The organism is Nocardia beijingensis NBRC 16342 (assembly GCF_001612785.1).
Classification (GTDB): domain Bacteria; phylum Actinomycetota; class Actinomycetes; order Mycobacteriales; family Mycobacteriaceae; genus Nocardia; species Nocardia beijingensis.
Genome location: NZ_BDBC01000062.1, coordinates 48682 through 73725 on the forward strand (window position 1 = coordinate 48682; position 25044 = coordinate 73725).

Annotated in this window: 24 protein-coding genes; 9 read left to right on the plus strand and 15 right to left on the minus strand. The window is 68.2% G+C overall.

The window, feature by feature from the left end:
• The first annotated feature begins 20 nt into the window (after positions 1–20).
• On the plus strand, positions 21–1484 hold the full coding sequence (locus NB3_RS29255) for an aldehyde dehydrogenase family protein (RefSeq protein WP_067809752.1): 1464 nt from the start codon (positions 21–23) through the stop codon (positions 1482–1484).
• Between the two features lie 166 nt (positions 1485–1650).
• Here the strand turns inward: NB3_RS29255 and NB3_RS29260 are convergent, their stop codons facing one another.
• From NB3_RS29260 to NB3_RS29315, 12 genes are all read right to left on the minus strand, one after another.
• Positions 1651–2802 carry a lactonase family protein gene (locus tag NB3_RS29260; RefSeq protein ID WP_084823775.1) on the minus strand — a complete coding sequence of 384 codons (1152 nt, stop codon included), beginning with the start codon at positions 2800–2802 and terminating at the stop codon, positions 1651–1653.
• A gap of 135 nt (positions 2803–2937) precedes the next feature.
• Positions 2938–3366 (minus strand): ester cyclase, encoded by a 429-nt coding sequence (locus NB3_RS29265; RefSeq protein ID WP_067809755.1) that lies wholly within the window; start codon positions 3364–3366, stop codon positions 2938–2940.
• 68 nt (positions 3367–3434) lie between these two features.
• Positions 3435–3806 (minus strand): nuclear transport factor 2 family protein, encoded by a 372-nt coding sequence (locus tag NB3_RS29270; protein WP_067809757.1) that lies wholly within the window; start codon positions 3804–3806, stop codon positions 3435–3437.
• Positions 3807–3917: 111 nt separating this feature from the next.
• The gene (locus NB3_RS29275; RefSeq protein ID WP_067809759.1) at positions 3918–4811 is read right to left on the minus strand and encodes an HpcH/HpaI aldolase/citrate lyase family protein; all 894 of its coding nucleotides are present in this window, start codon (positions 4809–4811) and stop codon (positions 3918–3920) included.
• 57 nt (positions 4812–4868) lie between these two features.
• Positions 4869–6005 carry a lactonase family protein gene (locus NB3_RS29280; RefSeq protein ID WP_067809761.1) on the minus strand — a complete coding sequence of 379 codons (1137 nt, stop codon included), beginning with the start codon at positions 6003–6005 and terminating at the stop codon, positions 4869–4871.
• A gap of 253 nt (positions 6006–6258) precedes the next feature.
• Positions 6259–7017 carry an SDR family NAD(P)-dependent oxidoreductase gene (locus NB3_RS29285; protein ID WP_067809762.1) on the minus strand — a complete coding sequence of 253 codons (759 nt, stop codon included), beginning with the start codon at positions 7015–7017 and terminating at the stop codon, positions 6259–6261.
• 51 nt (positions 7018–7068) lie between these two features.
• The gene (locus tag NB3_RS29290) at positions 7069–8568 is read right to left on the minus strand and encodes an aldehyde dehydrogenase (RefSeq protein WP_067809764.1); all 1500 of its coding nucleotides are present in this window, start codon (positions 8566–8568) and stop codon (positions 7069–7071) included.
• A 125-nt stretch (positions 8569–8693) separates the two neighbouring features.
• Positions 8694–9296, minus strand: coding sequence for a GTP-binding protein (locus NB3_RS29295; RefSeq protein ID WP_067809766.1), 603 nt, complete (start codon positions 9294–9296; stop codon positions 8694–8696).
• Entirely contained in the window at positions 9277–9657 is a 381-nt protein-coding gene (locus NB3_RS29300) for a DUF742 domain-containing protein (RefSeq protein ID WP_067809767.1), read from the minus strand. The genes NB3_RS29295 and NB3_RS29300 overlap by 20 nt, the downstream gene beginning before the upstream one ends.
• Entirely contained in the window at positions 9654–10082 is a 429-nt protein-coding gene (locus NB3_RS29305) for a roadblock/LC7 domain-containing protein (protein WP_228827020.1), read from the minus strand. The genes NB3_RS29300 and NB3_RS29305 overlap by 4 nt, the downstream gene beginning before the upstream one ends.
• Before the next feature lie 14 nt (positions 10083–10096).
• Positions 10097–12385 carry a sensor histidine kinase gene (locus NB3_RS29310; protein ID WP_157112075.1) on the minus strand — a complete coding sequence of 763 codons (2289 nt, stop codon included), beginning with the start codon at positions 12383–12385 and terminating at the stop codon, positions 10097–10099.
• A gap of 169 nt (positions 12386–12554) precedes the next feature.
• Positions 12555–13688 carry a lactonase family protein gene (locus NB3_RS29315; protein WP_067809771.1) on the minus strand — a complete coding sequence of 378 codons (1134 nt, stop codon included), beginning with the start codon at positions 13686–13688 and terminating at the stop codon, positions 12555–12557.
• Between the two features lie 251 nt (positions 13689–13939).
• Here NB3_RS29315 and NB3_RS29320 point away from each other — a divergent pair, with 251 nt between their 5' ends.
• Complete coding sequence (locus NB3_RS29320; protein WP_169810761.1) at positions 13940–15070, plus strand: lactonase family protein; 1131 nt, start codon at positions 13940–13942, stop codon at positions 15068–15070.
• 67 nt (positions 15071–15137) lie between these two features.
• Here the strand turns inward: NB3_RS29320 and NB3_RS29325 are convergent, their stop codons facing one another.
• Positions 15138–15851, minus strand: coding sequence for a GntR family transcriptional regulator (locus NB3_RS29325; RefSeq protein WP_067809775.1), 714 nt, complete (start codon positions 15849–15851; stop codon positions 15138–15140).
• Positions 15852–16099: 248 nt separating this feature from the next.
• Between NB3_RS29325 and NB3_RS29330 the strand changes: the two genes are divergently transcribed.
• A complete protein-coding gene (locus tag NB3_RS29330; protein WP_067809778.1) occupies positions 16100–16300 on the plus strand; it encodes a hypothetical protein in 201 nt (66 codons plus the stop codon).
• A 29-nt stretch (positions 16301–16329) separates the two neighbouring features.
• A complete protein-coding gene (locus NB3_RS29335) occupies positions 16330–16641 on the plus strand; it encodes a WhiB family transcriptional regulator (RefSeq protein ID WP_244892134.1) in 312 nt (103 codons plus the stop codon).
• Between the two features lie 228 nt (positions 16642–16869).
• Here the strand turns inward: NB3_RS29335 and NB3_RS29340 are convergent, their stop codons facing one another.
• Entirely contained in the window at positions 16870–18246 is a 1377-nt protein-coding gene (locus tag NB3_RS29340; protein WP_084823779.1) for an MFS transporter, read from the minus strand.
• Positions 18247–18664: 418 nt separating this feature from the next.
• Positions 18665–19258 carry a TetR/AcrR family transcriptional regulator gene (locus tag NB3_RS29345; protein WP_174553258.1) on the minus strand — a complete coding sequence of 198 codons (594 nt, stop codon included), beginning with the start codon at positions 19256–19258 and terminating at the stop codon, positions 18665–18667.
• A 93-nt stretch (positions 19259–19351) separates the two neighbouring features.
• Here NB3_RS29345 and NB3_RS29350 point away from each other — a divergent pair, with 93 nt between their 5' ends.
• Genes NB3_RS29350 through NB3_RS29370 form a run of 5 tightly spaced genes read left to right on the plus strand, consistent with a single transcriptional unit; the run spans position 19352 to position 25002 of the window.
• Positions 19352–20209 (plus strand): CoA transferase, encoded by an 858-nt coding sequence (locus NB3_RS29350; RefSeq protein WP_067809781.1) that lies wholly within the window; start codon positions 19352–19354, stop codon positions 20207–20209.
• The gene (locus NB3_RS29355) at positions 20199–21374 is read left to right on the plus strand and encodes a thiolase family protein (protein WP_067809783.1); all 1176 of its coding nucleotides are present in this window, start codon (positions 20199–20201) and stop codon (positions 21372–21374) included. Before NB3_RS29350 ends, NB3_RS29355 begins: the two co-directional genes overlap by 11 nt.
• Before the next feature lie 7 nt (positions 21375–21381).
• Positions 21382–23049, plus strand: coding sequence for a long-chain-fatty-acid--CoA ligase (locus NB3_RS29360; protein WP_067809784.1), 1668 nt, complete (start codon positions 21382–21384; stop codon positions 23047–23049).
• Positions 23046–23834 (plus strand): enoyl-CoA hydratase/isomerase family protein, encoded by a 789-nt coding sequence (locus tag NB3_RS29365; protein ID WP_067809786.1) that lies wholly within the window; start codon positions 23046–23048, stop codon positions 23832–23834. Before NB3_RS29360 ends, NB3_RS29365 begins: the two co-directional genes overlap by 4 nt.
• A 7-nt stretch (positions 23835–23841) precedes the next feature.
• Entirely contained in the window at positions 23842–25002 is a 1161-nt protein-coding gene (locus tag NB3_RS29370) for an acyl-CoA dehydrogenase family protein (protein ID WP_067809788.1), read from the plus strand.
• The last annotated feature ends 42 nt before the right edge of the window (positions 25003–25044 follow it).

The following is a 25044-nucleotide window of genomic DNA, read 5'->3' on the forward strand; positions in this document are numbered from 1 at the left end:
TACCCGCGAAGGATTCGCGCATGACTACTCCGATCCGTGCGGCCTCCAGCTACATCGACGGTCGCTGGACCGGCGGCGACGGCGACCCGATCGCCACGATCAACCCCGCGACCGGTCTCCAGGTGGCGCTCACTCCCGCCACCGGTCCCGTCCAGGTGGCCGCGGCGCTGTCGGCGGCTCGACGCGCGTTCGACGACGGGGCATGGAGCCGGCTCCGCCCCGCCGAACGCGGTGCTCTGCTGCACCGCCTCGCCGACCTCCTCCAGGCGAACCGGGAAGCACTGGTCCGGCTCGCCGCCACCGAGATCGGCACCCCGGTCGGCAGCGGCGCCACCCTCCACGTCGACCTGCCCGCCAAATTCTTCCGCTGGTTCGCCGACGCCGCCGTTCGCGGACCACGCGACGGCTACGAACAGCCGATGCCGCTCGACCACGATCCGATCACCACCAGCAGCATGCTGCTGCGCCAACCCGCGGGCGTGGTCGCGGCGATCGTCGCCTACAACGTGCCGATCATGATGAGCGCCTATAAACTCGGCGCGGCACTCGCCGCAGGCTGTTCGGCGATACTGGTCACCTCGCCCAAGGCCGTGCTGCTCACCACCGCGTTCGTCGAGCTGATCGAGGAAGCCGGATTCCCGGCGGGCGCGGTCAATTTGGTGTTCGGCCCGCCCGCGGTCACCGAACAGGTCGTCACCGCATATGAAGTCGACATGGTCACCTTCACCGGCTCCCCCGCCGTCGGCAGCAGAATCCTCACTCTGGCCGCGCCGTCGTTGAAGAAGGTGGTCCTCGAACTCGGCGGCAAGTCACCCAACATCGTGCTGCCCGGTACCGATCTGGAACGCGCCGTTCCCGCCTCGGCGTTGCGTTTCACTCGCAACAGCGGCCAGGCGTGCGGCGCGACGACGCGAAGTTTGGTGCCGCAGAGAGATTTCGACGAGTATGTCGAACGTTCGGGCGCGTTCCTGCGCAGCCTCACCGTCGGTGACCCGCTCGCGCCGGACACCGTCCTGGGGCCACTCATCACCGGCGAACACCGCGTCGACGTCGAAGGCTTTCTCGCCCGAGCCCGCGATGCCGGCGCCGATATCCCGGTCGGTGGTGGCCGGCCTGCGGGCCTCGACAACGGATTCTTCCTCGAGGCGACCCTGGTGACCGGTGTGCCCAACGAAGCCGAGATCGCCCAAGAGGAACTGTTCGCACCGGTGGGTGTGATCATGCCCTACACGGACCTCGATGATGCCGTCCGCATCGCCAACGACGTCAAATACGCACTCAACGCCAATGTCTGGGGGCCGACCCCTGAGGCCATCGAATTCGCCCGGCGGCTGCGGTCGGGCACCGTCACCATCAACGGTGGCGGCGGCATGCGGGCCGACGCCCCCTGGGGCGGTCCCGGCCACAGCGGCATCGGCAGAGAAGGCGGCGAAGAAGGCTTCCGCGAGTTCTTCGAAGTCAAGCACCTGCAGTGGCCGCTGTGAACCTGCCGACCGGCGAAGTCGCCGACCTTCACCGAGCACATGGGGCGGACGTGTCATCGGCCGGCAGCCAGGACGAACGTGGAAAGGCCGCCGCGCGTCTCGTCGCTGACCGGACAACCACCGGCCCGCCGGGATCGATCGATCCCGGCGGGCCGGTGCGCGTCGGTCAGCGAGTAGCGGCCAGCGACAGCGTGCGGCCGTCGGCGACATAGGTGCCGGTGTAGCTGTCCACCGACTCGTCCAGGTCGAGGACGCCGTCGGGACCGATCCGGAAGCGGTGCAGGATCTCCTCACCACCGCGCAGAGGGTCGGTGCCGAGCGCCCACAACGTCGTGCCGCTGGGCGAGAGCACCGTGGCCTCGGCGCACGTCCCCGGCTTGCCGGGCGCGAAATCGACATCGGGCAGGGGAATCAGGACCCCGTCGGGCTGTACCGCGAACGAACTGATGTGTCCCGAGCCCATATTCGGCACGTACAGGAACCGGCCGTCGGGGGTCATGCTGGTGACATGCGGCAGCAGACCCGTGGGGAACGGCGACCCGGCGATCTCGGTGAGGGTACCGTCCTCGGCGCGGGCGTAGCCGGAGACCGAACCACTGATCTCGTTCACCACGTAGACGTGCCTGCCGTCCGGGGACACCCGCGGGAAGATCGGGTTCAGGCCGGTGCCGACCCGCTGCCGCACCGGCGACACGGAACCGTCGGCGCCGATGTCGAACACCAGCACCTGGCGCAATAGCAGGCTGGCGACGTAGAGCTGGCGGCCGTCCGGAGAGACGGCGCCCGAGGCGACGCCGTCGGCGGCGTCACCGAACGGGACGGGCGCACCGTTGGCGACCGGCGTGCCGTCGGCGCCGATTCGCACGGGGACGATCCGCGCGTTGTGCAGCCCGACCAATACGTAACCGTCCCGGCCGTTCGGGGCCAAGGCGATATCGACAGGCACGTCCGGCAGCGGCAGCGCCGTCCCCGGTGTGAGCTCACCGTCGGCGCCGATCGCGTACGGGATCAGACGCGGATCGCTGCCCGGAGCGGCGAACAGGAAGCGACCGTCCGGGGTGGCCGCCTGCGGCCAGTTCAGCGCGCCGGGTGTCGGGCGGCCCGCGATGGGTGTCGGCTGCCCGGAGTCGGTCGCGTTGTAGCCCGCGAGGCCGGCACTGAGGAAACCGTGAGCGTAAAGGTGATAGCCGGCGGTGTCAGCTGCGGCGGGCGGCGCTGTCGCTGTGAAGCCGGGCAGCACGATCGCGGCGAGTGCGGGAATCAGAACCCGCCTGCGCCACACTCCCCGACCACCTGTCGACGTCGAATCAAAGGTCATGTCTGGGAGGCTATGGTTTCCCGCTCTGCGCGGATGTCCAGCAATTTGCACACCGGGCAGCCCCTCCGGCAACTCGGCACACAGCACGAACCCCTCCGGCCACGGGCCGGAGGGGTTCGGGTCTCGGCGCGGTGCTCAGGCGTCGGCTTGGGCGGGCATCAGGCCCAGCTGGGTCAGAAAGCTGACGTTGTCCCAGTACACCCGGTGCTCGGCGACCTTGCCGTCGCGCACGGTGAAGGTGTCGATGAGCGGGAAGGTGACCGTGCGGCCCGACGGAGGGACTTCGCCCTGGGCGGTCGCGAGCGGCCCGGTCTGGACACCGGTGAACACGAGTTCGGCGATGGCGGTGTCGCCGTCGGTCCAGATGTTGCGGCGCTCGATCTTCATCCCGGGGAATGCGGTGATGAAGGCGCCGATGAGGCCACGCAGCGCTTCGATGCCGGACATCGGGCCGGACGGGAACTCGGCCGCGACATCGTCGGTGAACGGGCTCGCGGCGCGCTCGAGATCGCCGGCTTCCAGTCCCTCGTAGTGCGTCTCGACGAGGGCGAGCAGGTCGCTCATGGTGAACCTTTCGGATGGTTGTGTGCCCGGCTCCCGGGCGGTACAGCGATGGACCGGCAGAGCCGGGATCAGGGCTGAACGCCCATCTCCGGGCCGATGTACTCCCGCACCCGGGCGGCCTTGCCGTCGCGGACGTCGACGATCTGCAGCAGGTGCAGCTTCATCTCCTGACCGCCGATGGTGACCTCCGTCGTGCACTCGTTGAAGAAGCCGTGCTCGGTGAAGGTGATCCCGCCGGGCACGAAGGTCGGCACCGCACCGTCACCGGAGCGCTCGTACACCGCGGCGACGGCGTCGCGGACGGTGACCCATTTGTCGTCGGCGCTGTGCCAGACGAGGCAGTCGTCATGGCTGATCTCGATGAAGAGATCGATGTCGGTGAGGGCCTTGACCCAGTTCTCGGCGAGATCCCTGGTGGCCTGGTCCGGTGTGCTGCTCATCGGTGAACGTTGCCTTTCTGTCCTGACGTATGCAGGCGTCCTGCGCCACCCATGCTGCGCGGACATTCGCCGGGCGGATGTCCAGATTTCTGGACACCCACCCGAGGCCGCTCAGCGATGGGCGGCCAGCGCGTCGGCGAGGGCGATGACGCCCTCCGCCGTCTTGACGTGCGCGAGATCGATGTGCTGGCCCTCGAAGTCGACTGCCGCGCTGCCGGCCGCTTCGGCCGTCCGGAACGCCTCGATCATGCGCCGGTAGAAGTCGACCGTGTCGGGTGACGGGGAGAACACCTCGTTGGCGATCGCCACGTGGGAGGGGTGGATGGCGACCAGCCCGCGGTAGCCCAGCTGCCGGTTGTCGAGGCAGAACCGGCGGGCGCCGTCGAGATCTTTGATGTCCTGCCACACGCCCGCCAGCGGGTGGTGCAGGCCGGTGGACCGCGCTGCCAACACGATCCGGCTGCGCAGATACAGGGTCTCGAGCCCGGCCGGGGTGAACTCGAAGCCGAGTTCACGGCCCACGTCGGCATTCGGCCCTGTGGCGCCCAGGAGCGACGCCACCCGCGGACTCGCCGCGGCGATCTCCTCGCAGTGCGCCATCGAGACCGCCGTCTCGTAGGACACGATCAGCCGGACGGTGCCGACGTCGATGCCCTCACGCTGTTCGATGTGCCCGAGCACCGCGTCCAGACGCACGATCTCGGCGGCGGTGAACACCTTGGCCAGGAACAGGCCCGCCAGACCCGGGCGCACGATCGCTTCCAGGTCGGCGCCGAGCAGCCCGCTGACCTCCGGGTTGGCTCGGACCCACAGATCGGGGCGCACCCCTTCGGCCGTGAGGCGATCGATGGTGGCGGCGACGATGCCGCGGGCCTCGGCCTTGTCGGCGGCGGGCACCGAGTCCTCGAGATCGAGGATCAGCGCGTCGGCGCCGGAGGCGACCCCCTTGTCGGCCCAGGCGGCCTTGTGGCCGGGAACGAAGAGCATCGAACGGTACGGTTTCATCGTGGTTCTCCCTTGGCAGCAGCCCTGTCGGTACGACAAAATATAATATATGAAGTATCAACCCTGCGTAGCGATGCCCGCGGACGGACCGTCCGAGAAGATAAGGCCCGTGTCCACGGGCTCTCCGGCGGAGGTCAACCGTCCGTCGGCGGCCATCGCATAGGTGTGCACGCGAGACGTTCCCGCGACCGTGAGCGCGTCGACGAGGAAGACCCGCTGCGACACCGAGTCCACCAGGACACGGCCGGGCATTGCCCCCATCGGCGCCGGGTAGGGCGAGCCGGGCAGCGGTGTCAGCGCGCCGTCGCCGGCGACCGAGAAGCCCGCGATGCCACCTGCCATGGATTCGGCCAGGTACATCCGCCTGCCGTCCGAGGTGAACATCGCGCCGTGCGGCAGCGGCATCACTCCGGTGCGGAAGGGGGACCCGGGGACCGGATTCAGGTGGCCATCGGCCCCGATCGCGAAGGCCGAGATGTCGCCCTGGGCCTCATTGCTGGTGTAGAGGAAACGACCGTCCGGGGTGACGCCGGGAATGGTCGACATGAGACCCGCGGCTGCCGAATCCACCAGTGTCAGCGCACCGTCCGGGCCGACCGCGAAACTGAACACGGTCGCCTCGAGCCAGCCGACCGCGAACAGGAACCGGCCGTCGGGGGTGATGGCGGGCATACTGAGTCCGCTCACTCCCGGAATCCGCGCCGGAGCGGCGCCGGTCGGTTCCAGGGCGCCCGACGCGGCGATGCGATAGGAGCGGATCTCGTTGGTCACGGTGCCGGTGGTGACGAACAGCGTCCGGCCGTCGGGCGACGGCAGCACTCCGACGCCCGGCCCGCCGAGGTCGAGGTGCGCGCCGGGGACCGGGCTGAGCGTGCCGTTCGCGGCGAGCGCGTATCCCTCGACGGTGCCCGAAACCGTGTTGGTCGCATACACTTTCCGCCCGTCGGAGGTGACCGACAGCGACAAGCCGCCGGTCCCGGCGGGGAACGGGGACCCGGCCACCCGAGACAGGGCGCCCGCCCGATCGAGACCGAGCACACTGATGTTCGACGAGCCCGCGCCGCCGATCACCAAGAACCTGGCACCCGGGTCGGCGCCCGAGACGGGCGTATTCAGCCAGCCCGCCGAGGCGAGGAGAAACGCGGCTGCGAGCCCGGCGGCGGCCCGGCGTGAACGACGTGTGGTCCGGAACATCTGTACTACCTCCAACCGACCGGCGAGCACCGCTGCCCCCAGCCGAATAGAACGCGCGCGGTATGCGCAGGTAAGGAAATGGGCGTGAATGCTTGGACGCCATTTCCAGATGTGACGGTAGGCAGCTCGCAGTACTTTCCCTGTCCAGAATTCTGGACAGTCGAGAAATTTCGGCTGCACCCTGTTCGCGAGCCGATCCGGACAGCAGAAAGGCCCTCCCGACCGTAATCGGGAAGGCCTTCTCGGAATTCGCTCAGTACAGCGTGTACCCGCCGTCGACCGGAATGGTCGTGCCGGTGACGAACGAGGCCGCGTCCGACAGCAGCCACATGGCCGCTTCGGCGTGCTCGACCGGCTCGCTGGCACGGCGCAGGGCGTGCGTGGCCGCGACGGTGTCGGCGTAGGAGGGATTCTTCTCCAGGTACTCGAGGTACATCGGCGTCTTGGCGGTCGAGGGGCCGATGCCGTTGACCCGGATGCCCACCTCGCCGTATTCCGCGGCCGCGGCCTTGGTCAGACCGGCCAGCGCGTGCTTGGAGGCGCTGTATTCGGCGGCCATCGGAATGTAGATGAACGAACCGACCGAAGCGGTGTTGACGATCGAACCGCCACCGGCCTCGATCATGGCCGGGATCTCGTGCTTCATGCACAGGAACGCACCGGTGACATTGATCCGGAACACCCGCTCGAATTCCTCGCGGCTGATGTCGGCCAGTTTCTTGCCGTTGTTGGGCACCCCGGCGTTGTTGAAGGCGCCGTCGAGCCTGCCGTACGCCGACACCGCGGCATCGACCATCGCCTTCACCTGATCCTCGTCGGTGATGTCGACGGTCACGAATTGCGCGGTGTAGCCCTCGGCGGTCAGTTTCTCCGCCAGCGCCTCCCCCGCTCCGGTGGTGACGTCGGCGATGGTGACCTTCGCGCCGTTCTCGGCGAACAGGCGCGCGGCCGCCTCACCGATACCGCTCGCGCCGCCCGTCACAATGATCGAGCGCCCGTCGATTCCAGCCATGGATCTCTCTCCTGTTGTCTTACTCGGTGATGAAAAAGTTCTGTGCGGGAATCAGTTACCGAATCCCGCGGTGTCGCTGGGGGCGCTGTCGAGCACCAGCGTCTTGGTCTCCAGGAACGGCAGCAGGCCCTCGGAACCGCCCTCCCGGCCGATACCCGACATCTTGAAACCGCCGAAGGCGATGGAGAAGTCGGTGCGCGGGCCGTTGTGCCCCACCGTGCCGGTGCGCAGGGACCGGGCCACGCGGTAGGCGCGATCACTGTCGGTGGTGAAGACCGCGGCGTTGAGCCCGTAGGGGTTGTCGTTGGCCAGGGCCACCGCGTGGTCCTCGTTCTCGGCCGGGACAACGGCCAGCACCGGGCCGAAGATCTCCTCGGTCGCGATCACCGAAGAATTGTCGACATTCGCGAAGACGGTGGGCTCGACGAAGAAGCCGCGCTCCAGCCCGGCCGGGCGGCCGCCGCCGGTGACGAGCCTGGCGCCGCCCGCGGTCCCGGCGGCGATGTAGTACTCCACGCGTTCGCGCTGGCGGGCCGAGGCGAGCGGGCCCATCTGCACGGTCTCGTCGAACGGGTCGCCGACCTTCACCGCGGACATGGCAGCGCCCAGCGCCTCGGCGAGTTCGTCGTGCCGGTGCTCGCTGACGATGACGCGGGTCAGGCTGTGACAGACCTGCCCGGACAGATAGCTGATGCCGCCCGCGAGCGCCTTGGCCGCGGCGCCGATGTCGTAGTCGTCGAGCACCAGCGCGGGCGACTTGCCCCCCAGTTCGAGGGTGCAGCGGGCCATACGATCGGCGCAGATCGCGCCGATGGCCCGGCCCGCTGCCGTCGAACCGGTGAAGGTCACCTTGTCCACGCCCGGGTGGCGTACCAGCGACTCCGACACCCGGCGATCGGCGGTCACCACATTGAGCACCCCCGGCGGCAACCCGACCGCGTCGCAGATCTCGGCGAACAGGTAGGCCGAGGTGGGTGCCTCCTGCGGGGGCTTGAGCACGACCGTGCACCCGGCGAGCAGGGCGGGCGCGCACTTGTAGGCCATGAGCCCGGCGGGACCGTTCCACGGCACGATCGCCGCGACGACACCCACCGGCTCGCGGATCAGCAGACCCGTCCCGCCGGCCATGGGGGTGTGCTCCTCGCGGAAGGCGAAGGTCTCGGCCATATCGGCGTAGGCGTTGAACGCCCCGGACAGGAACAGCGGGAGCCGGGTCTTGGCCAGCGAGTAGACGATGCCCGACTCGATCGACCACAATCGCGCGAAATCGTCGCCGCGGCGGGTCAATTCGGCGGCGATCGCGCGCAGGTAGCCCGCGCGTTCGGCGGGCGAGAGCCGCGGCCACGGACCGCTGTCGAAGGCCCCGCGCGCCGCGGCTACCGCAGCGTCCACGTCGTCGGCGCTCGCGGCGCCGACAGTGGTCACGACCTCTTCGGTTCCGCAGTTGAGCACGTCGAAGGTCTGCGGTGACGACACCGGCACCCAGCGGCCATCGATGTAGGACGCCTCCGGGTGCGCGGGCAGTACCCCGATCTCGACCGACTTCGTCATGGAAAGTTCCTCTCACGCTGTGACGCAGGCTACGCCACAACAATGTGTACTATATAAAATATTCTTCCGCCAGCTTGGTGTGCCCGGCCCGACGAACAGGTTCCACGTCCCGGGTTCCCTCGGCCTCAGCCGACCGGGCTCGGCCTGCCGCGCCGGGCGGCGACGATGTACTCGAACAGGCACACCAGCACCTCCTTGCACGACTGCCGGTCGCGGGCGTCGCAGAGCAGCACCGGCACGTGCGGCGGCAACGACAGCGCAGCGCTGATCTCCGCGGGCGCGTACCGGTCGGCCCCGTCGAAGCAGTTCACCGCGACCACGAACGGGATGCGGCGGGACTCGAAATAGTCCACGGCGGCGAAGCAGTCCGCCAGCCGCCGCGTGTCGACGAGGACCACCGCGCCCAGCGCACCGCGGGAGAGTTCGGGCCACAGGAACCAGAACCGGTCCTGGCCGGGCGTGCCGAACAGGTACAGGATCACCCGGGGGTCGATGGTGATGCGACCGAAGTCCAGCGCGACCGTGGTGGTGCGTTTGCCCTCGATCCCGCGCAGGTCGTCGACCGAGGTGCTCAGCTCGGTGAGCTGCTCCTCGGTGCGCAGCGGCGTGATCTCGCTGATCGCGCCGACCAGCGTGGTCTTGCCCACCCCGAAACCGCCTGCGACGAGAACCTTCACGGCCAGTTCCCGAGGGTGGGCGCCGTTGCCGTCAGAGTCTGCGAATGCCATCCAGTACCGCCTGCAGGAGTTCGGGATCGGGGCCGACGTCGGCCTTCGGTGGTGACCGGAAGATCACATATCCGGCCGAGATGAGATCGCCGACGAGCACCTTCACCGTGATCAGCAACAGATTCATATGGGCCGCGATCTCGGCGATCGACAACGGCCGGTTGCGGCACAACCGGAAGATCTCGGCGTACTCGCGGTCGAGGCTGTTCACCTCGCCCTCGTAGCCCACCGAGATGACGAGTGTGAGGATGTCGAGATCGGCCACGTCTCGGCCGGCCCGGCCGCGGGTGAGCGCGAAGGGACGGACCAAGGGGCCGGGATCGTCCTCGTAGCCCCATTCCTCCTCGGGTTCGCCGTTCACAGCAGCGGCGTTCTCGATGTTCGCGGGGCGGCGGACAACTGGTCGCGGACCTGGCCGACGATCACGTTCATCTCGTAGGCGATCAGTCCCAGATCGGCGTCGATATCGGCCAGCAACGCCAGACAGGCGCCGTGACCGGCCTCGGTGACGAGCAGGTAGCCGAGTTCGAGTTCGACGACGGTCTGGTGCAGGCCGCCCTTGGCGAATCGCGTGCCCACCCCGCGTGCGAGGCTGTGCAGCGCCGACGCCATGGCGGCCAAGTGCTCGACGTCCTCGCGATCGATCCCGTCCGAGCCGGCCAGCGCCAGGCCGTCCGCGGACAGCACCACCGCGCATTCCGCGCCGGAGGTGCTGTTCACCAGGTTGGTGAGCAGCCAGTCGAGTGCCCCCGCTGGCGCGTGTCGAACCATCATGTCGTCGTTCATGTGCGGACCGTTCTTCACTGGTGGGGATGGGCGGAGCGGGCGCGGCGGGTCCCGCGTTGCAGTGCGGACATGGCCGACCGCACGGCGTCGGGCGCGCGGCCACGGACCGGTGGCGGGGGCGCGACCTGATCGATCGCGGGTTCGTCCGCGTCGACGCGTAGTTCGGGTGAGAGGTGGCTGAGCCGATCGCGTCGCGGCAGCGCGGGCCTGGTGTCGGCGACGATCGGATGAGCGGTCCCCGAGCGCGCCCGATGGCCGTTCCGACCGGTGTGCCATGCGTGGGGCTCCGCGAGTTCGGTCGATGCCCGTGCGGATTCGCTCGATTCCGGCAGCGCGACCCCGGCGATGCCGTCGGGACGCGACACCCCGAACACCCCGGGCACCCGCTGGACGGGACGCCGCGCGGCCACGGGTTCCAATGCGGCCGTGGGGTTCTCGTCACCACGGACGAGCATCGCCCACGGCAGCAGCACGATCGCCCGCACCCCACCGTAAGCCGACTCCTGCAGGGTCACCGTGATCTGGTGCCGGTAGGCCAGCCGGCTGACCACGAACAGCCCCAGGTGCCGGTGCCCGGCCAGCGCCATCTCGTGGAACTGCGGCGGCTGCTCGAGCAACGCGTTGAACCGCGCCCGTTCCTCGGGATTGATGCCGAGACCCTGATCGTCGATCTCCACGACCACGCCCTTGCCGACGGCGGCGCCGTGCACCGACACCGTGGAATCCGGCGGGGAGAACGCGGTCGCGTTGTCGACGAGTTCGGCCAGCAGGTGGATGAGGTCGGCCACGGCCGTGCCGGTGACGCTCACCGCGGGCAGTCGCACCGCGTTCACCCGGGCATAGCCCTCGGTCTCCGAGACCGCACCGCGCACGATGTCCTCGAGCGCGACCGGATTGCGCCAGCGCCGGCCCGGCTGGCGGCCGCCGAGGATGAGCAGGTTCTCCGCGTTGCGGCGGGCACGGGTGGCCAGATGGTCGAGCTGGAAGAGCAGTTCGAGGTTCTCCGGATCGTCCTGGCGGGCCTCGGCGATGTCGAGGATGTCGAGCTGACGACGCACCAGGGCCTGGCTGCGGAAGGCGATGTCGAGGAAGACCTTGTTGAAGCCGTCGCGGGTGCGCGCCTCCTCGGCGGCAGTGGCCATGGCGGTGCGCTGGGCCAGCGAGAACGCCTCGGCCAGTTGACCGATCTCGTCGTGACCCCGGTCGGCGACCGCGGTCTCGGCCTCGACGTCGACCTGTTCGCCGTCGTGGATGCGGGCGATGATCGCGGGCAACCGGTCCCGGGCCAGGACCAGCCCGGCGGAACGCAGGGCCTGCAACCGGCGGACCAGGCGCCGGGCCAGGACCAGCGAGACGCTCAGCGCGGCGAGGGTGACGACCAGCATGATCGCGGTGGCGATGCCGAGCCGCCAGAGCATGGTGTCGGCGGCAGCGGCAGTCAGATCGACGGTGACCCGGAACTGATCGCGGACCACAGCCATCATGCGCGTCGCGACCGCCTTCTCCGCGGCGGACCACTCCTCCTCCGGTGTCGACATCTCGCCGCGTTCGGCCATCTCGTTCTCCGCGACTTCGGCCACCCGCCAGTCGGGCCCGGTGGTCATGGCGCGCAGGCTCGCCCGCACTCCCGCCGGAAGCAGCGCATCCACCGCCGTCAACTGGTCACGGTAGACGCCGATCGCCTCTCCGAGAGTGCGCCGCTCGGCCGGCGCCCGCATGCCGCGCGCCAATCCGGCGGACACCAGGCCGACCACGCGGGCATGACTCTCGGCCACCTGCAACAACGCCAGCGAGTTCAGTTCGGCGTCCATCGTGGTCATGTCCGAGGACTTTTTCCGGGCGCCGTCGCGGCCCGCGCCGAGCAACGCGGCGACGAGATCGCTGTAGTAGCGGTCGATGTCGCCGGTGGCGGCGCGGCCGCTGTCCACCGACTCCCGAATCGTGGTGATCCGACCGATCAGTTCCGCCAGCGCCTGCACAGATTCCGCACCTGCGTCCGCATCCATGTTCTTGGCGGTGGCGGCGATGCGAGTGGTCTCCTGGATGGCGCGGTCGGTGTCGTCGCGTCCGGCGCGCAGCCCGGCCGCGCTCGCGGGAGACCGGTCGACGGCGGTCAGGCTGGCCAGGCGCTCGGACTGCACCGCGGTGACGAACCGCAGCAGCGGGTCGATCACCCCGCTGCGATAGTCCGCCCACTCCTTGACCTCCTGGGCACGGATCGCGACCAGGCTCACCGCGACCACACCGGTGCCGAACAGCACCATGGACGGGATGAGCGCGATGGCCAGCACGCGGGTCCGCACACTGGCACCGAAGCGCGCACGCAGACCACGGGGGCGTTCTGGCCGGTGGTCGTCCGCGCTCGGATCCGGTGTCGCCGTTGGCACTTGCGGTTCTCCTCGGTGCAGGGCGGCTCGCAGAGCCGGTCGGGGTAGCTACCCGGTGGCGGGCCCGGCCCGCCCCGGTCGTTGGTTATCGGGGAGTGAGGTAAGCCGACGGGCCGTCGTGGAAGATCACGCCGGTGTCGGCGGAAGGCCTGCCGGAGGCGGTGATGCCGCCGCCGGCGTCGATGTCGTAGGTGTGCACGCGCGCGCTGCCTTGCACCGTGAGCGTGTCGATCACGTACAGCTGTCGTTCGCCCGGTCCGAGCACCACGCGGCCGGGCAGGGCGCCTGCCGGAGCGGGGTAGGGCGAGCCGGGCAGCGCACGCAGCGCTCCGTCGGCGCCGATGCCGAAGCCGTCGATCTCTCCCCCACCGGAGGCGGGCAGATACATGCGTCGCGAGTCGGCGGTGATCGCGGTGCCGTGCGGGGTACCGCCGGTCGGGTACGGCGAACCGGGCGCGGGTGAAAGCCTGCCGTCGCGGGCGATCACATAGCCGGAGACGTTGTCGGTACCTTCGTTGCTGATGTAGAGAAAGCGCCCATCCGGGGTGACGGTGGGCAACGCGGGACGTTCACCGGTGGCCAGCGGGGCACCCAGCGGGGACAGCGAGGCATCGGGCCCGATCGAGAAGGCGGCGACGGTGCCCGCGACGAAACTGCTGACGAACAGCGTGCGCGCGTCGGGAGTCAGGACCGGCAGGCTCAACGCGCTCATCCCTTCCACCCGGGTGGGCGGCGCGCCCGTGGGTACCAGCCGTCCGTCGGCGGTGATGTCGAAGGAGCGCACCTCGTTGGCGACGCCGCCGATGGTGGCGAACAGCCGCCTGCCGTCGGGCGTGATCGTCACACCGATCACCGGTTCACCGAACGCCCTACGACTGCCCGCGATCTCGCGCAGCGATCCGTCGGCCCCCAGGTCGTAGCCGATGATCGAGCCCGACACCACGTGTCCGGTGTAGACCCGGCGACCGTCGGGGGTGATCTCGAGGGTGAGCGATCCGGTGTCACTGGCGAACGGCGCCCCCGGGACCTGGCTCAGACCACCGTCGGCCGCCACGCGCAGAACGCCGATGTTCGATGATCCGGTGCCTGCGACGAGAAGGTACCTCGGCATCTCCGAGGCGGGATCCGCGTGGGCGAGAGTCGGCAGCCAGCTCAGCGCCAGGGCGGCCGAGAGCGCCAGGACGACGCGGCGCGAAGGGGTGACAGTGTCGACGAGCATCTTCGGGCAGTACCTCCATGTACTTCGAGCGGACGAACATCGCTCGGCACATGCACAATATAGTATGCGTCACATCGCGGGTAGCTTCCGGACCGAATTGGACGCAGAAGTATAAAAGCCTCTGAACTGCCCCAATTCTCGGTGTGGTTCATCATGATCGATCACAGTTCGGAGCATTGACCATATTTAATATGGAATTCTCCCTCCTGGTGCGCACTCGGCACACCAGAGCTCGACGAGGAGATCCGCCGATGCCCAGGCCGTTCCGCGGGAACCGCGGCGCCATGACAACTCTGCTCACCGTCCTGCTGTGCGCCATAGGCGCCGTGGGACCCGCCGCCCCCGCCTCGGCAGCCCCCGCGCGGCCGCGGTTTCTGATCACCGCGGGCACCGCGTCGCTGGGGATCAGCGTGCTGCGGGTCGAGCGCGACACCACGCTCACCCCGGTGCCGGGCAGTCCGTTCCCGACCGGTTTCGGCGTGCTGTCGCTGGTCGCCTCGGCCGACGGTCGCACGGTGTACGTACCGCATGCCGGCGATTTCGGCGTCTCGGGCTACCGGCTCGACGACAACGGCGCCCTGACCCCCATTCCGGGCGCGGCGGTCACCGTCGGCGGGCCGCCCACTTCGGCCCGCCTCTCCCCCGACGGCACGGTCCTGTTCGTCGTCGTAGGCGGCGTTCCGGGGCATGTCGAATCGTTCACGGTCGCGCCGTCCGGCGCGCTCACCCCGACCGGCGCGTCGCGGGTCGCCGTCGAGGGGCTCAGTGCGGTGGGCATGGCCGGCGTCGACCCCAGTGGCCGATTCCTGCGCGTGGCCACCTACATCGGCGACACCGTGTCCAGCTACGCCGTCGGCGCGGGCGCCACCCTGACCCCACTCGGCACACAGACGGTGCGGTTCGGCCCGGTCGCGCCGGGCTACACCCCCGACGGCCGGTTCCTGTATGTCAGCAACGAATTCGGTTTCGACGTGTCCGGATACGCGATCGCCGACGACGGCCGCCTCACCCCGACCCCTGGCTCCCCGTACCCGACCGGCGGCGTGCCGCACGGCGCCGTGGCGAGCGCGGACGGTAGCCGCCTGTACGTGCCCAACGCGGTGGGCTCATCGATCGCCGGTTTCGCCGTCGGCGCCGACGGCGCGTTGACCCCGCTGCCGGGCTCGCCGTACCCGGCGCCCGCGGGCACGATGCCGGGTCAGGTCGCCCTCGATCCCGACGGGCGGCACCTCTACCTGGTGGACGTGCTCACCGCCCAGATCACCACCCGGGTGCACACGTACACGATCGACCCCGACGGCGCCCTCACCCACACCGGTCGCGACCCGGTCGACACCGGTGTGTTCATGTCGGACGGACCGGTCGCCGTCCTGACCCGCTGACCCGCACCGACGACGAGCGGCGGCGCGCACCGGGCCGGTGGGCGCCGCCGCTGCGCATGCCGTCGGTCTAGGCGGTGTTCTTCTGCTCCTCCGACCACATGCCCTGCCGCTCCAGCATGGCGATGAGTTCGTCCGCGCCGGACATGATGTGGTCGCGCATGAGTGTGGCGGCCGTCTTCACGCGCCGCTTCTGCAGCGCCTCGAGGATGGCCGGATGGAAATGCAGGGTCTCGTTGGCGTGGCCCTCGATATTGCCGTAGAAGCGGTTCGGCAGCTGCTTGACGATCGAGCCGAGCAACATGGCCAGCCTGCGCGAATCGGCGGCCAGATTGATGGTGCGGTGGAATTCGTGCCCCAGTGCGACGATCCGCTCGGGATCGTTGTCCCCGGCCATGACCCGCTGCTGCTCGGCCACGACCTCGGCGAGGTGGTCGAGCTGACGCTGGGTGATGGATTTGGCCGCGCGCCCGGCCAATTCGCCAGCGAGGGTGGCCTGGGCCCAGAACAGATCGCGCACGTCCTGCCTGCTGAACGCCGCGACCATGAATCCGCGCCGGGGCACCAGTTCGACGAATCCCTCACCGCTGAGGAGCAACAACCCTTCGCGGACCGGGGTGTTGGAGACACCCACCGCCTCGGCGATCGGTTCGGTGCGCAGGAATTCGCCGGTGCGGACCCGACCGGAGATGATGAGTTCGCGCACGTAGGTCGCCACGTCCTCGGAAAGCTGCTGACGCTGGGAGTTCATGCGGCGAGGCAGCCCCTGCGCAGTCGATTCCATGGGGATTCGATCCTTTCCGTTCGGCCGATCTATGCATTATGCCTCACGTATTACCGAGCAGACGGCACCGGCGAACCGATGACCACACCGCACCCCGGAAGCGGCGGCGGCCGCAACGAGGCCGTTCCCGGAGCGTTCGGCGCCGCCCACGGCTGCAAATGATATATTATGCTTGATGTGGCCACGAACAATGGAGTTGGTGGCCCGCCCAATCGCTCTCTCGCCGACCTCGCGAAGGGTTCGCGGACATGAACGTGCTGATCGAGATGACGGCCCTGTGCCTGACCAGACCCGCGCGCGACGCCGGCGCGGAGGCCGCGGCCGCGTGGTACGCGGCCAAGGCCCGTCTGCACGACCATCTCGCCGGATCGGGCGGGCCCGACAGCGCCCTGGAACGGCAGCTCGCCGACTCCGCCCGCCGGCGAGCCCGGCAGCTGGCGGGTACCTGACACCCTGCAGAGCGCCCCAGGAGACGACAGTGCGTGAGTTCCCCCTGATCCTGCCCCCGCCGCTGGCCGAGTCGTGGGCGTGGCAGCGCCACGCCACCTGCCGCGCCTACGATGTCGACGTCTTCTACGACAACGGCAACGAACCACGCAAAGTCCTGCTGGCCAAGCAGATCTGCCAAGGCTGCCCGGTTCTGACCCATTGCCGCGACTACGCGGTCGAAGCCAACGAGCCACACGGTATCTGGGGCGGGATGACCCCGCGGGAACGCAACCGCTACCGCTGGCTCAACTATCGGCCCCGCCGACCGGACCTCCCGGTCAGCGCAACGCCCGACGCCTGAACCCGCTACGCGGTCGATCCGCCGGGCCGGATCGCCGAACTGAACCGCACCCCGGGCGCTCGTCCCGTCTTTTCCGCGGGGCACGCTGCGGCGACATCGCGGCCGGGCACGGTGTGCGGACCCGGCCGGTGCATCCTCTGTTGTCGGGATCCACCGGCTCGGATTGCCGCACGGTCGGGCTCGTTACGGTGTCGCGATGATCGCGATCCGTTCAGGAGCCGGTGGATATCAGCGCGCCGGTTCCGTCGCTCCGTCTCGCGGCGCCATTCCGGCCTGCCCCGGAGCCGGAACCGCCGGCGCGGCTGTTGCACCGGAATCCCGGGTTCCGGCCTGCGGCACCAGCAGGACGATGACGGCGGCGAGGATCGCCGGGACCGCGAAGGCGTAGTAGTTCCACTGGGTGCTCAGCGCCGAACCGAGTATCCAGCCGCCCATCATCGGCCCCAGGATGGATCCGGTGCGCCCGAGCCCCATCGCCGCGCCGACGGCTGAGCCGCGGCATGTGGCCGGGAAGTAGGCGGCGATGTATCCGTAGGTGAGGGAGCTGCTGCCGATGGAGCCGAGGCCCGCACCGGCCACGGCCGCCATGAGCACGGCCGTGTCGGCCTTGCGGCTCAGTACCAGCAGCGAGACCGCTCCGATCAGGAAGAACGGCACCAGGATTCGCTTGGATCCGAAGCGGTCGGCGAGCAGCGAACCACCGAGCATGCCCGCCACCGCGCCGACCTGCAGCACCAGCAGGAACTGCAGCGAGGAGCCCAGCGCGTAGCCTGCCTGTCGCATCAGATGCGGCAGCCAGGTGTTGAGGCCGTAGCCGATGAGCTGGGCGCAGAAGCAGACCAGGACGAACAGCGCGAGAGCGGGCAGGTAGCGGGCGGTGAGCAGTTCCCGGAACCCCGCGGCCGGTCGCGCGGCGGGTCCGGCCGCGCGGGCGCCCAGGTCGGCCCGGGCCGCCTCCAGATCGAGGCCGTAGGCGCCGGCCAGCTCGCGAGCCTCGTCGTCGCGGCCGCGGGCAAGCAGATAGTTGACCGACTCCGGCAGCCAGAAGTACATGACCGGCAGCACGATCACGCACAGCGCGCCGACGCCGTAGAGAACGCGCCAGCCGTGGTCGGGCAGCAGCGCGATGGCGACCAGAGCGGCGACGATGCCACCGACCGAGTAGCCGGTCAAGGTCAGGCCGTTGTAGATCTGCCTGCGGTCGCGCGGTGCGTACTCCATGGTCAGCGCGACCGCCGAGGGGACGACGCCGCCGAGCCCGATGCCGGTGATGAACCGTGCGGCGCCGAGGAATTCGGGTGAGGTGGCCAGCGCGCAGATCGCACAGCCCAGCGAGAACCACGCCACGCCGATCATCATGATCCGCCGCCGCCCGATCCGGTCGGTCAGCGGACCGGCGACCAGGAAGCCGACCATGAGGCCGACCAGCGTCCAGCTGCCGATCAGGCCGGCGGTCGCGGTCGTCATCCCCCAGCCGGGCTCCTCGAGCAGACTGGGCACGGTCGCGCCGTAGACGATCAGATCGTAGCCGTCGGCCACGATGGTCAGGAAACAGAGCAACACCACGATCAGACCACTGCGTGGGTGCCGGACAGTACGGCTCATGCCGTCCTCCTCGGGGAAATGCGCGACGTGGGTCGGGACCACACCGCAACCGCGCAGCGACCGGAAACTCCTGATACCTCTCAGGCGGCCGTGCGATCCGGATCACAATAACGCACAATATATGATGCTGAGTACATTCCGAGAGAATTTGCCGCCAGGCCGGGCATGACAGCGACGAAGGTGGCGCTCTCCCCGGGACGCCAGCCTGCACGTTATTTGCGCAGGTCAGGGTGTTTGCATCACAACGAGACGCTAAGGAGAGAAGAAAACCCCAGGTGAGCAAATCCCCAGTTCGCGTGCGTTCCCATCTTCGATGTGCCCCGCCGAGGCATCGAACCTGCGACCATAGGCGCGCCCGCCACGATTCGCGCGAGCGAGAGGGGCAGACGCAATCATGCCCGCGCGCACAGAGCGATCTCTAACCTACAGTGACCGACAGTGTCGGTTTACCATGCGGCGAGGCGTCCTCTCGGGTGAGGTATCCCCACATTTCGTCGATCATCGGCTGTAGCAACAGCGTTCCGAACTGGCGCACCATCAGTCCGATGATCTGGGTCGATTCCGGACGGTTCGTCGACGCGAGACCCGACTCGCGCAATTTGACCACCTCGCTACGGCTCAGCTCGGTGAGCCGCTCGAGCAACCGGCCCGAGCCTCGTGGATCCAGCACCGTCCGCCGGATGTAGTTCACCACCGACGGGTGCGTCTCGAGCATCCGCCGCACCGATTCGTCACGGCGCGCGGCGACCTCGGCAGGTGTACCCACGTCGGGAACTTCCGCGATCGCCAGAGCGTAATAGTCGACAACCAGTTGCTCCACGGCCGCGCGCAGCCCGTCCTTGGTTTTGAAGTGGTGTTGCACCAGCCCCACCGTCACCCCGGCCGCCGTGGCGACGCCGCGCATCGAGACCCGGTCCTCACCGTGTTCGGCATACAGGTCGAGCGCGGCGTTGCGGATTCGGGCCTTCGCGGTGAGGTCCTCGTCACTGGCGCGGGGGTCGATCACGGTTATCTCCTCCTGTCGCCAGGAAGCATACACTTCACCCAAAAGACTTTACATTCACATCGGATGCAATACAGTCGTATAGCGAGAGAGGAGTTGTGTATGCCACAACACAAGGCGCTGCACGGGGTGCGTCTGGTGTCCCTCGCCGTCAACCTGCCGGGGCCGATCGCCGCAGCGCGATTGCATGCCATGGGCGCGACGGTCACCAAGATCGAGCCCCCGGCCGGCGACCCACTACGCACGGTCGCCCCCCGCTGGTACGACGAGCTCAGCGCCGGACAGGAAGTACTGCCGCTCGACCTCAAAGACCCCGAGGACCGAGCGGCGGCAGAACGCGTCTTCGCGGACTCCGATCTCCTGCTCACCGCGATGCGCCCGTCCGCGCTGGCCACACTCGAACTCGATGACTCGACCGCCAGATACCCCCACCTCTCCCATGTGGAGATCGTCGGTCATATAGGGACCGACGCAGAGCGGCCCGGCCACGACCTGACTTACCAGGCAGCATTCGGCACTCTCCAGCCGCCGGCGATGCCGACCGTTCCCGTTGTCGACCTGCTCGGGGCCGAGCGTGCCGTTTCGGCGGCGTTGATCGCGCTGCGACTGGCTGCCGAGTCGGGTGCGGGACACCACGAGCACGTGGTCCTGGAAAGGGCTGCCGCCGATGCGGGCGCGGCGGTGCGACATGGGCTCATGGGCGCGGGCGCGCCGCTCGGCGGGGCACACCCCGGCTACGGGATCTACGCCAGCTCCGACGGACACGTCGCCCTGGCCGCGCTGGAACCGCATTTCTGGTCGCGCGCTCGCGCGGCGTTCGGCGTGGGCGGAACCGAACACGAACTGGCCGAGGTCTTTCTGACCCGCCCCACCCGCGAGTGGGAACAGCTCGCGGCTCACCTCGACATTCCCCTGGCCGGAATCCGCCATCAAGGGCAAGGAGACAGAAATGAGCAGTAGGGAAGCCGTCATCGTCGGCGCGGTACGCACACCGGTCGGCCGCCGCGGCGGCAAGCTCAGCCGGTGGCACCCCGTGGATCTTCTGGGGCACACGCTGCGAGAGTTGGTCGCCAGGTCCGGCGTCGATCCGTCGGCAATCGAGGACGTCATCACCGGCTGCGTTCTTCAACACGACGCACAGTCGGGCAATCTCGGACGGCACGCAGTACTCGCGGCGGGGTTTCCCGAGTCCGTGCCCGCCGTGACGATCGACCGGCAATGCGGTTCTGGACAACAGGCCGTGAGCTTCGCCGCCCAGGCAGTGATGGCGGGTTCGCACGACCTGGTGATCGCATGCGGTGTCGAGTCCATGTCGCGGGTGCCGATGCCCGCATCGTTCCAACCCGGCGCCCCGTTGGGCCCGCAGTACAGCCCGCGGGAACTCGACCGCTACGAGGGCCGCCTGATGGCGCAGGGACCGTCGTCGGAACTGATGAACGAGAAGTTCGATCTCAGCCGTGAAGCGCTGGACGCGTACAGCGCCCGAAGCCACACCCGAGCGCTGGCCGCGACGGCAGCCGGGAAGTTTCGGGACCAGATGATTTCGATCGCTGCCGACCCCACCGACCCGAACGGTCCGACCATCGAGGCGGACGAAGGTATTCGGGCACACGTCGACCTCGACAAGATGGCGGGGTTACCGCCGGTGTTCGGCGCCGACGGACGGACCACCGCCGCGAACTCGTCACAGCTGAGCGATGGAGCCGCAGCCCTGCTGATCGCCGACCGCGAGTACGCCGAGCACCACGGTCTCACCCCGCGCGCCCGATTCCGCGCGCTCTCGGTGGCCGCGGCAGACCCCGTCCTGCAGTTCAGCGCCGTCCTCGACGCCACCCACCGAGCGCTGCACCGCAGCGGTCTGGCCGTGGCGGACATCGACCTGTTCGAAGTCAACGAGGCCTTCGCCGGTGTGCCACTGATGTTCCAGCGGGAGTTCGGAGTTCCCGACCACAAGCTCAACGTCAACGGCGGCTCGATCGCCATCGGCCACCCGCTGGGTTCGACCGGCGCCCGAATGCTCACCGACTTGCTGACCGAACTCGAACGAACAGGCAAGCAGCTCGGCCTTCAGACGATCTGCGAAGCCACCGGAACCGCGAATACCACCATCATCGAACGCATCTGAGGAAGCCATGACCTACGAGATCGTCAGCGGACTGCCATCCACGCACGGTGACCATTACCAGCTCAACACCACAACCCTCATCCGGCACGCGGCGCGCACCTATCCCGAACAGGAGATCGTGTTCCGTACCTCAGCCGGAGGGTGGGACCGATACAGCTACCTCGACGCGTACCGCCGCATCGGGCAGGCCGCAAACGTCTTGCGCAAGCTCGGTGTCGGGCCCGCGGACGTGGTCGGCATTCTCGATTGGAACAGCAAGCGGCACTTCGAGCTGTACTGGGCAATTCCTGGCCTCGCGGCCGTGATGCTGCAGATGAACCTGCGACTGGGAGCCGATGACCTCGGCTATGTCACCGCGCACAGCAACGCGTCGGTCGTCCTGGTCGACGAGAGCTTGCTCCACGTCGCCGAAGCGATCGCGGAGCACGCATCCGATGTCCGCACCTGGGTGGTGATGTCAGATCGCCCGCTCGACGAGATCTCGACGTCGCTGCCGAATGTCCGCCATTTCGAAAGCTTGATGGTCACCGCCGAATCCGACATCGAGTGGCCGATGGTCGACGAGAACTCGGCCTACAGTGCGTGTTACACGACCGGCACGACGGGCCGTCCCAAAGGGGTGTACTACTCGCATCGCGGGATCTACTTGCACAGCATGGCGATGGCCGCCAGGCTGGCATTGAGCGCCGACGACGCGGCGATGCTGATCACACCCATGTTCCATGGGCAGTCCTGGGGTCTGCCGCAAGGCGCGGTCTATGCCGCTGCCAAGGTCGTGCTCCCCGGCCGGTATGTCGCCGAAGACACCTCAGTCCTCGTCGACGCGATGATCGCTGAGCAGGTCACCGTGGCCAACGGCGCTCCGGCGATCTTCCAGCCCATGCTCGACTACATCAAGACTCTCGACACCAAGCCCGACTTCCGCCGCGCCCGGCTGCTTTCCGGGGCGACCGAGCCTGCGTTGTCGCTGATGCGTGGGTTCCACGATCTCACCGGCGCCGACATCATCCACGCCTACGGCGCTACCGAGACGACCCCGCTTGTTACCGTCAACGCGGGGACCAAACCCACGCTGGGTGACACCCTCACCGACGAGCAGAAGTGGGATCTCAAGCGCTGCCAGGGCTTGCCGGTCACCGGGATCGACGTCAGGATCGTCGACGACGAGGGCAACGACTTGCCGCACGACGGCCACTCGGCGGGCGAGATTCTGTTTCGCGGACCTTGGATCATCGAGCGCTACTTCAAGCTCGACGACGATGCCGATCGGTTCATCGACGGGTGGTGGCGAAGCGGCGACGTCGGCACCATCGACGAACGGGGCTACCTCAAACTCACCGACCGCCTCAAAGATGTCATCAAAAGCGGCGGCGAATGGATCTCCTCCATCGACATGGAAAACGCCCTGCTGGCGCATCCGAAGATCGCCGAAGCTGCCGTCATCGGTGTGCCACACCCGAAGTGGCAAGAACGCCCCGTCGCCCTTGTCGTGACCGCCGACGGGCAGGAGCTCCCCCTCGCCGAGATCCACGACCTGCTCGCGAGCGCGTTCGCGAGGTGGCAACTGCCCGACACAGTCCTCTATCTGGACAGCCTGCCCCGCACCAGCGTCGGAAAACTGGACAAGAAGACCATGCGGGCCGCGCACAGCTCCCTCTACGGAGCGTCGCGATGACCACCGCCCAGGCACCCCTGCGTTCGAGCCGCGACGGTCACGTCGTCGTTCTCGAGATCAACCGGCCCGCTGCCCGCAACAGCCTGAACGAAGCCGTGCTCACCGCGCTGAATTCCGAACTACATGCGATACGCCACGACGACTCGGTCCGTGCCGTCATCCTCACAGGTGCGCGGGGAACGTTCTGCGCGGGTGCCGACATCACCGCCTTCGACGCCATCAGAAATGATGGCCTGCTCGGGAACCGCGCCGCCACCGGTGGCGCCATCTGGGCCGAGCTCGGCCGGTTCCCGAAACCGGTGATCGCCGCGGTCGAGGGGCTGGCTCTCGGCGGTGGATGCGAGTTGGCGCTGGCCTGTGATTTCGTCATCGCGGGTGAGTCCGCGAAGTTCGGCGTTCCGGAAGTCAAGCTCGGCGTGATACCCGGAGGCGGCGGCACGCAGCGGCTCATCCACGCCGCGGGCAAGCCCAAGGCGATGGCGATGCTGCTCACGGGCGAGCTCCGCTCCGCCGAGTGGGCATACCACGCGGGCATCATCGCCGAGATCGTTCCCGACGGCGACGCGCTTGCCGTCGCCACAGCGATGGCCACCCGGATCGCCGCGAATTCGCCGCTCGCTGTGGCGCTGGTCAAGGACGCCGCGGTGCAGGCCCTCGAAACCTCGTTGGCGCAAGGTCTCGAACACGAGAAGCGCAACTTCCACGTCGCCATCCATTCCGCTGACAGCCGCGAAGGACAAGCGGCATTTCTCGCCAAGCGCGCACCTGAATTCACCGGAAAGTAGATCCGCCATGAGTGAACTGTTTCCCACGTACCGATCTCCCTGGGAGACCGACGACCAGGCATTGCTGCGAGCACACGCCGCCGAGTTCTTCCGCAAGGAAGCCACACCCAACCAGGAGCGATGGGCAGCGCAACACCAGGTCGACCGCGAGTTCTGGACGAAAGCCGGCGCGGCGGGTCTACTGTGCCTCGACCTGCCCGAAGAGTACGGCGGAGGCGGCGGAAACTTCGGGCACGAAGCAATCGTCCAGCAGGAACTCGTCTACGCGCACGACACCGCGTTCGCGTTCTCCGTGCACTCGACGATCGTCGCGCACTACATCGCGACCTACGCCACCGAAGAACAGAAGCAGCGCTGGCTGCCGAAGTGCGCGAGCGGGGACAATGTCCTCGCCATCGCCATGACCGAGCCAGGCACGGGCTCGGACCTGCAGTCTGTGCGCACCACCGCGGTGCGCGACGGCGACGACTACGTGGTCAACGGGTCGAAGACGTTCATCTCCAACGCCTCGCATTGCGACCTGCTGGTCATCGTCGTCAAGACCGACCCGTCCCAAGGCGCCAAGGGCCTTTCGCTGCTCGTCGCGGAGACACAGGATCTGCCCGGGTTCGAGCGTGGCCGCGTGTTGCACAAGATAGGCCAGCATGGACAGGACACGCGCGAACTGTCTTTCGTCGATATGCGTGTACCCGCGGCCAACCTCCTCGGCGGAGTCGAAGGGCAAGGTTTCGTCCAACTGATGAACCAACTGCAACGCGAACGGCTGATCATCGGCATCGCCGGTGTCGCGATGGCCGAGGCCGCCGTCGCCGAGACGATCCGATACGCCAAGGAACGCCATGCCTTCGGACAGTCGGTCTTCAACTTTCAGAACACGAAATTCCTCCTGGCCGAGTGCAAGACAGAAGTGCTGGCCGGCAAGACACTGATGGACCACTGCATCCAGCGCCACATCGACGGCACACTCGATGCGACCACCGCGTCGATGGCGAAGCTGTGGGGTACCGACAAGCAGTGCGAGATCATCGACCGCTGCCTGCAAGTCTTCGGCGGCTACGGCTACATCATGGAATACCCGATCGCCCAGATGTATGCCGCTGCGCGCGTTCAGAAGATCTACGGCGGCACCAATGAAATCATGAAAGAACTGATCTCACGGACTCTGTGATCCCATTCGGCGGCTCACCGGCACCTGGCACGCCCGCTACCG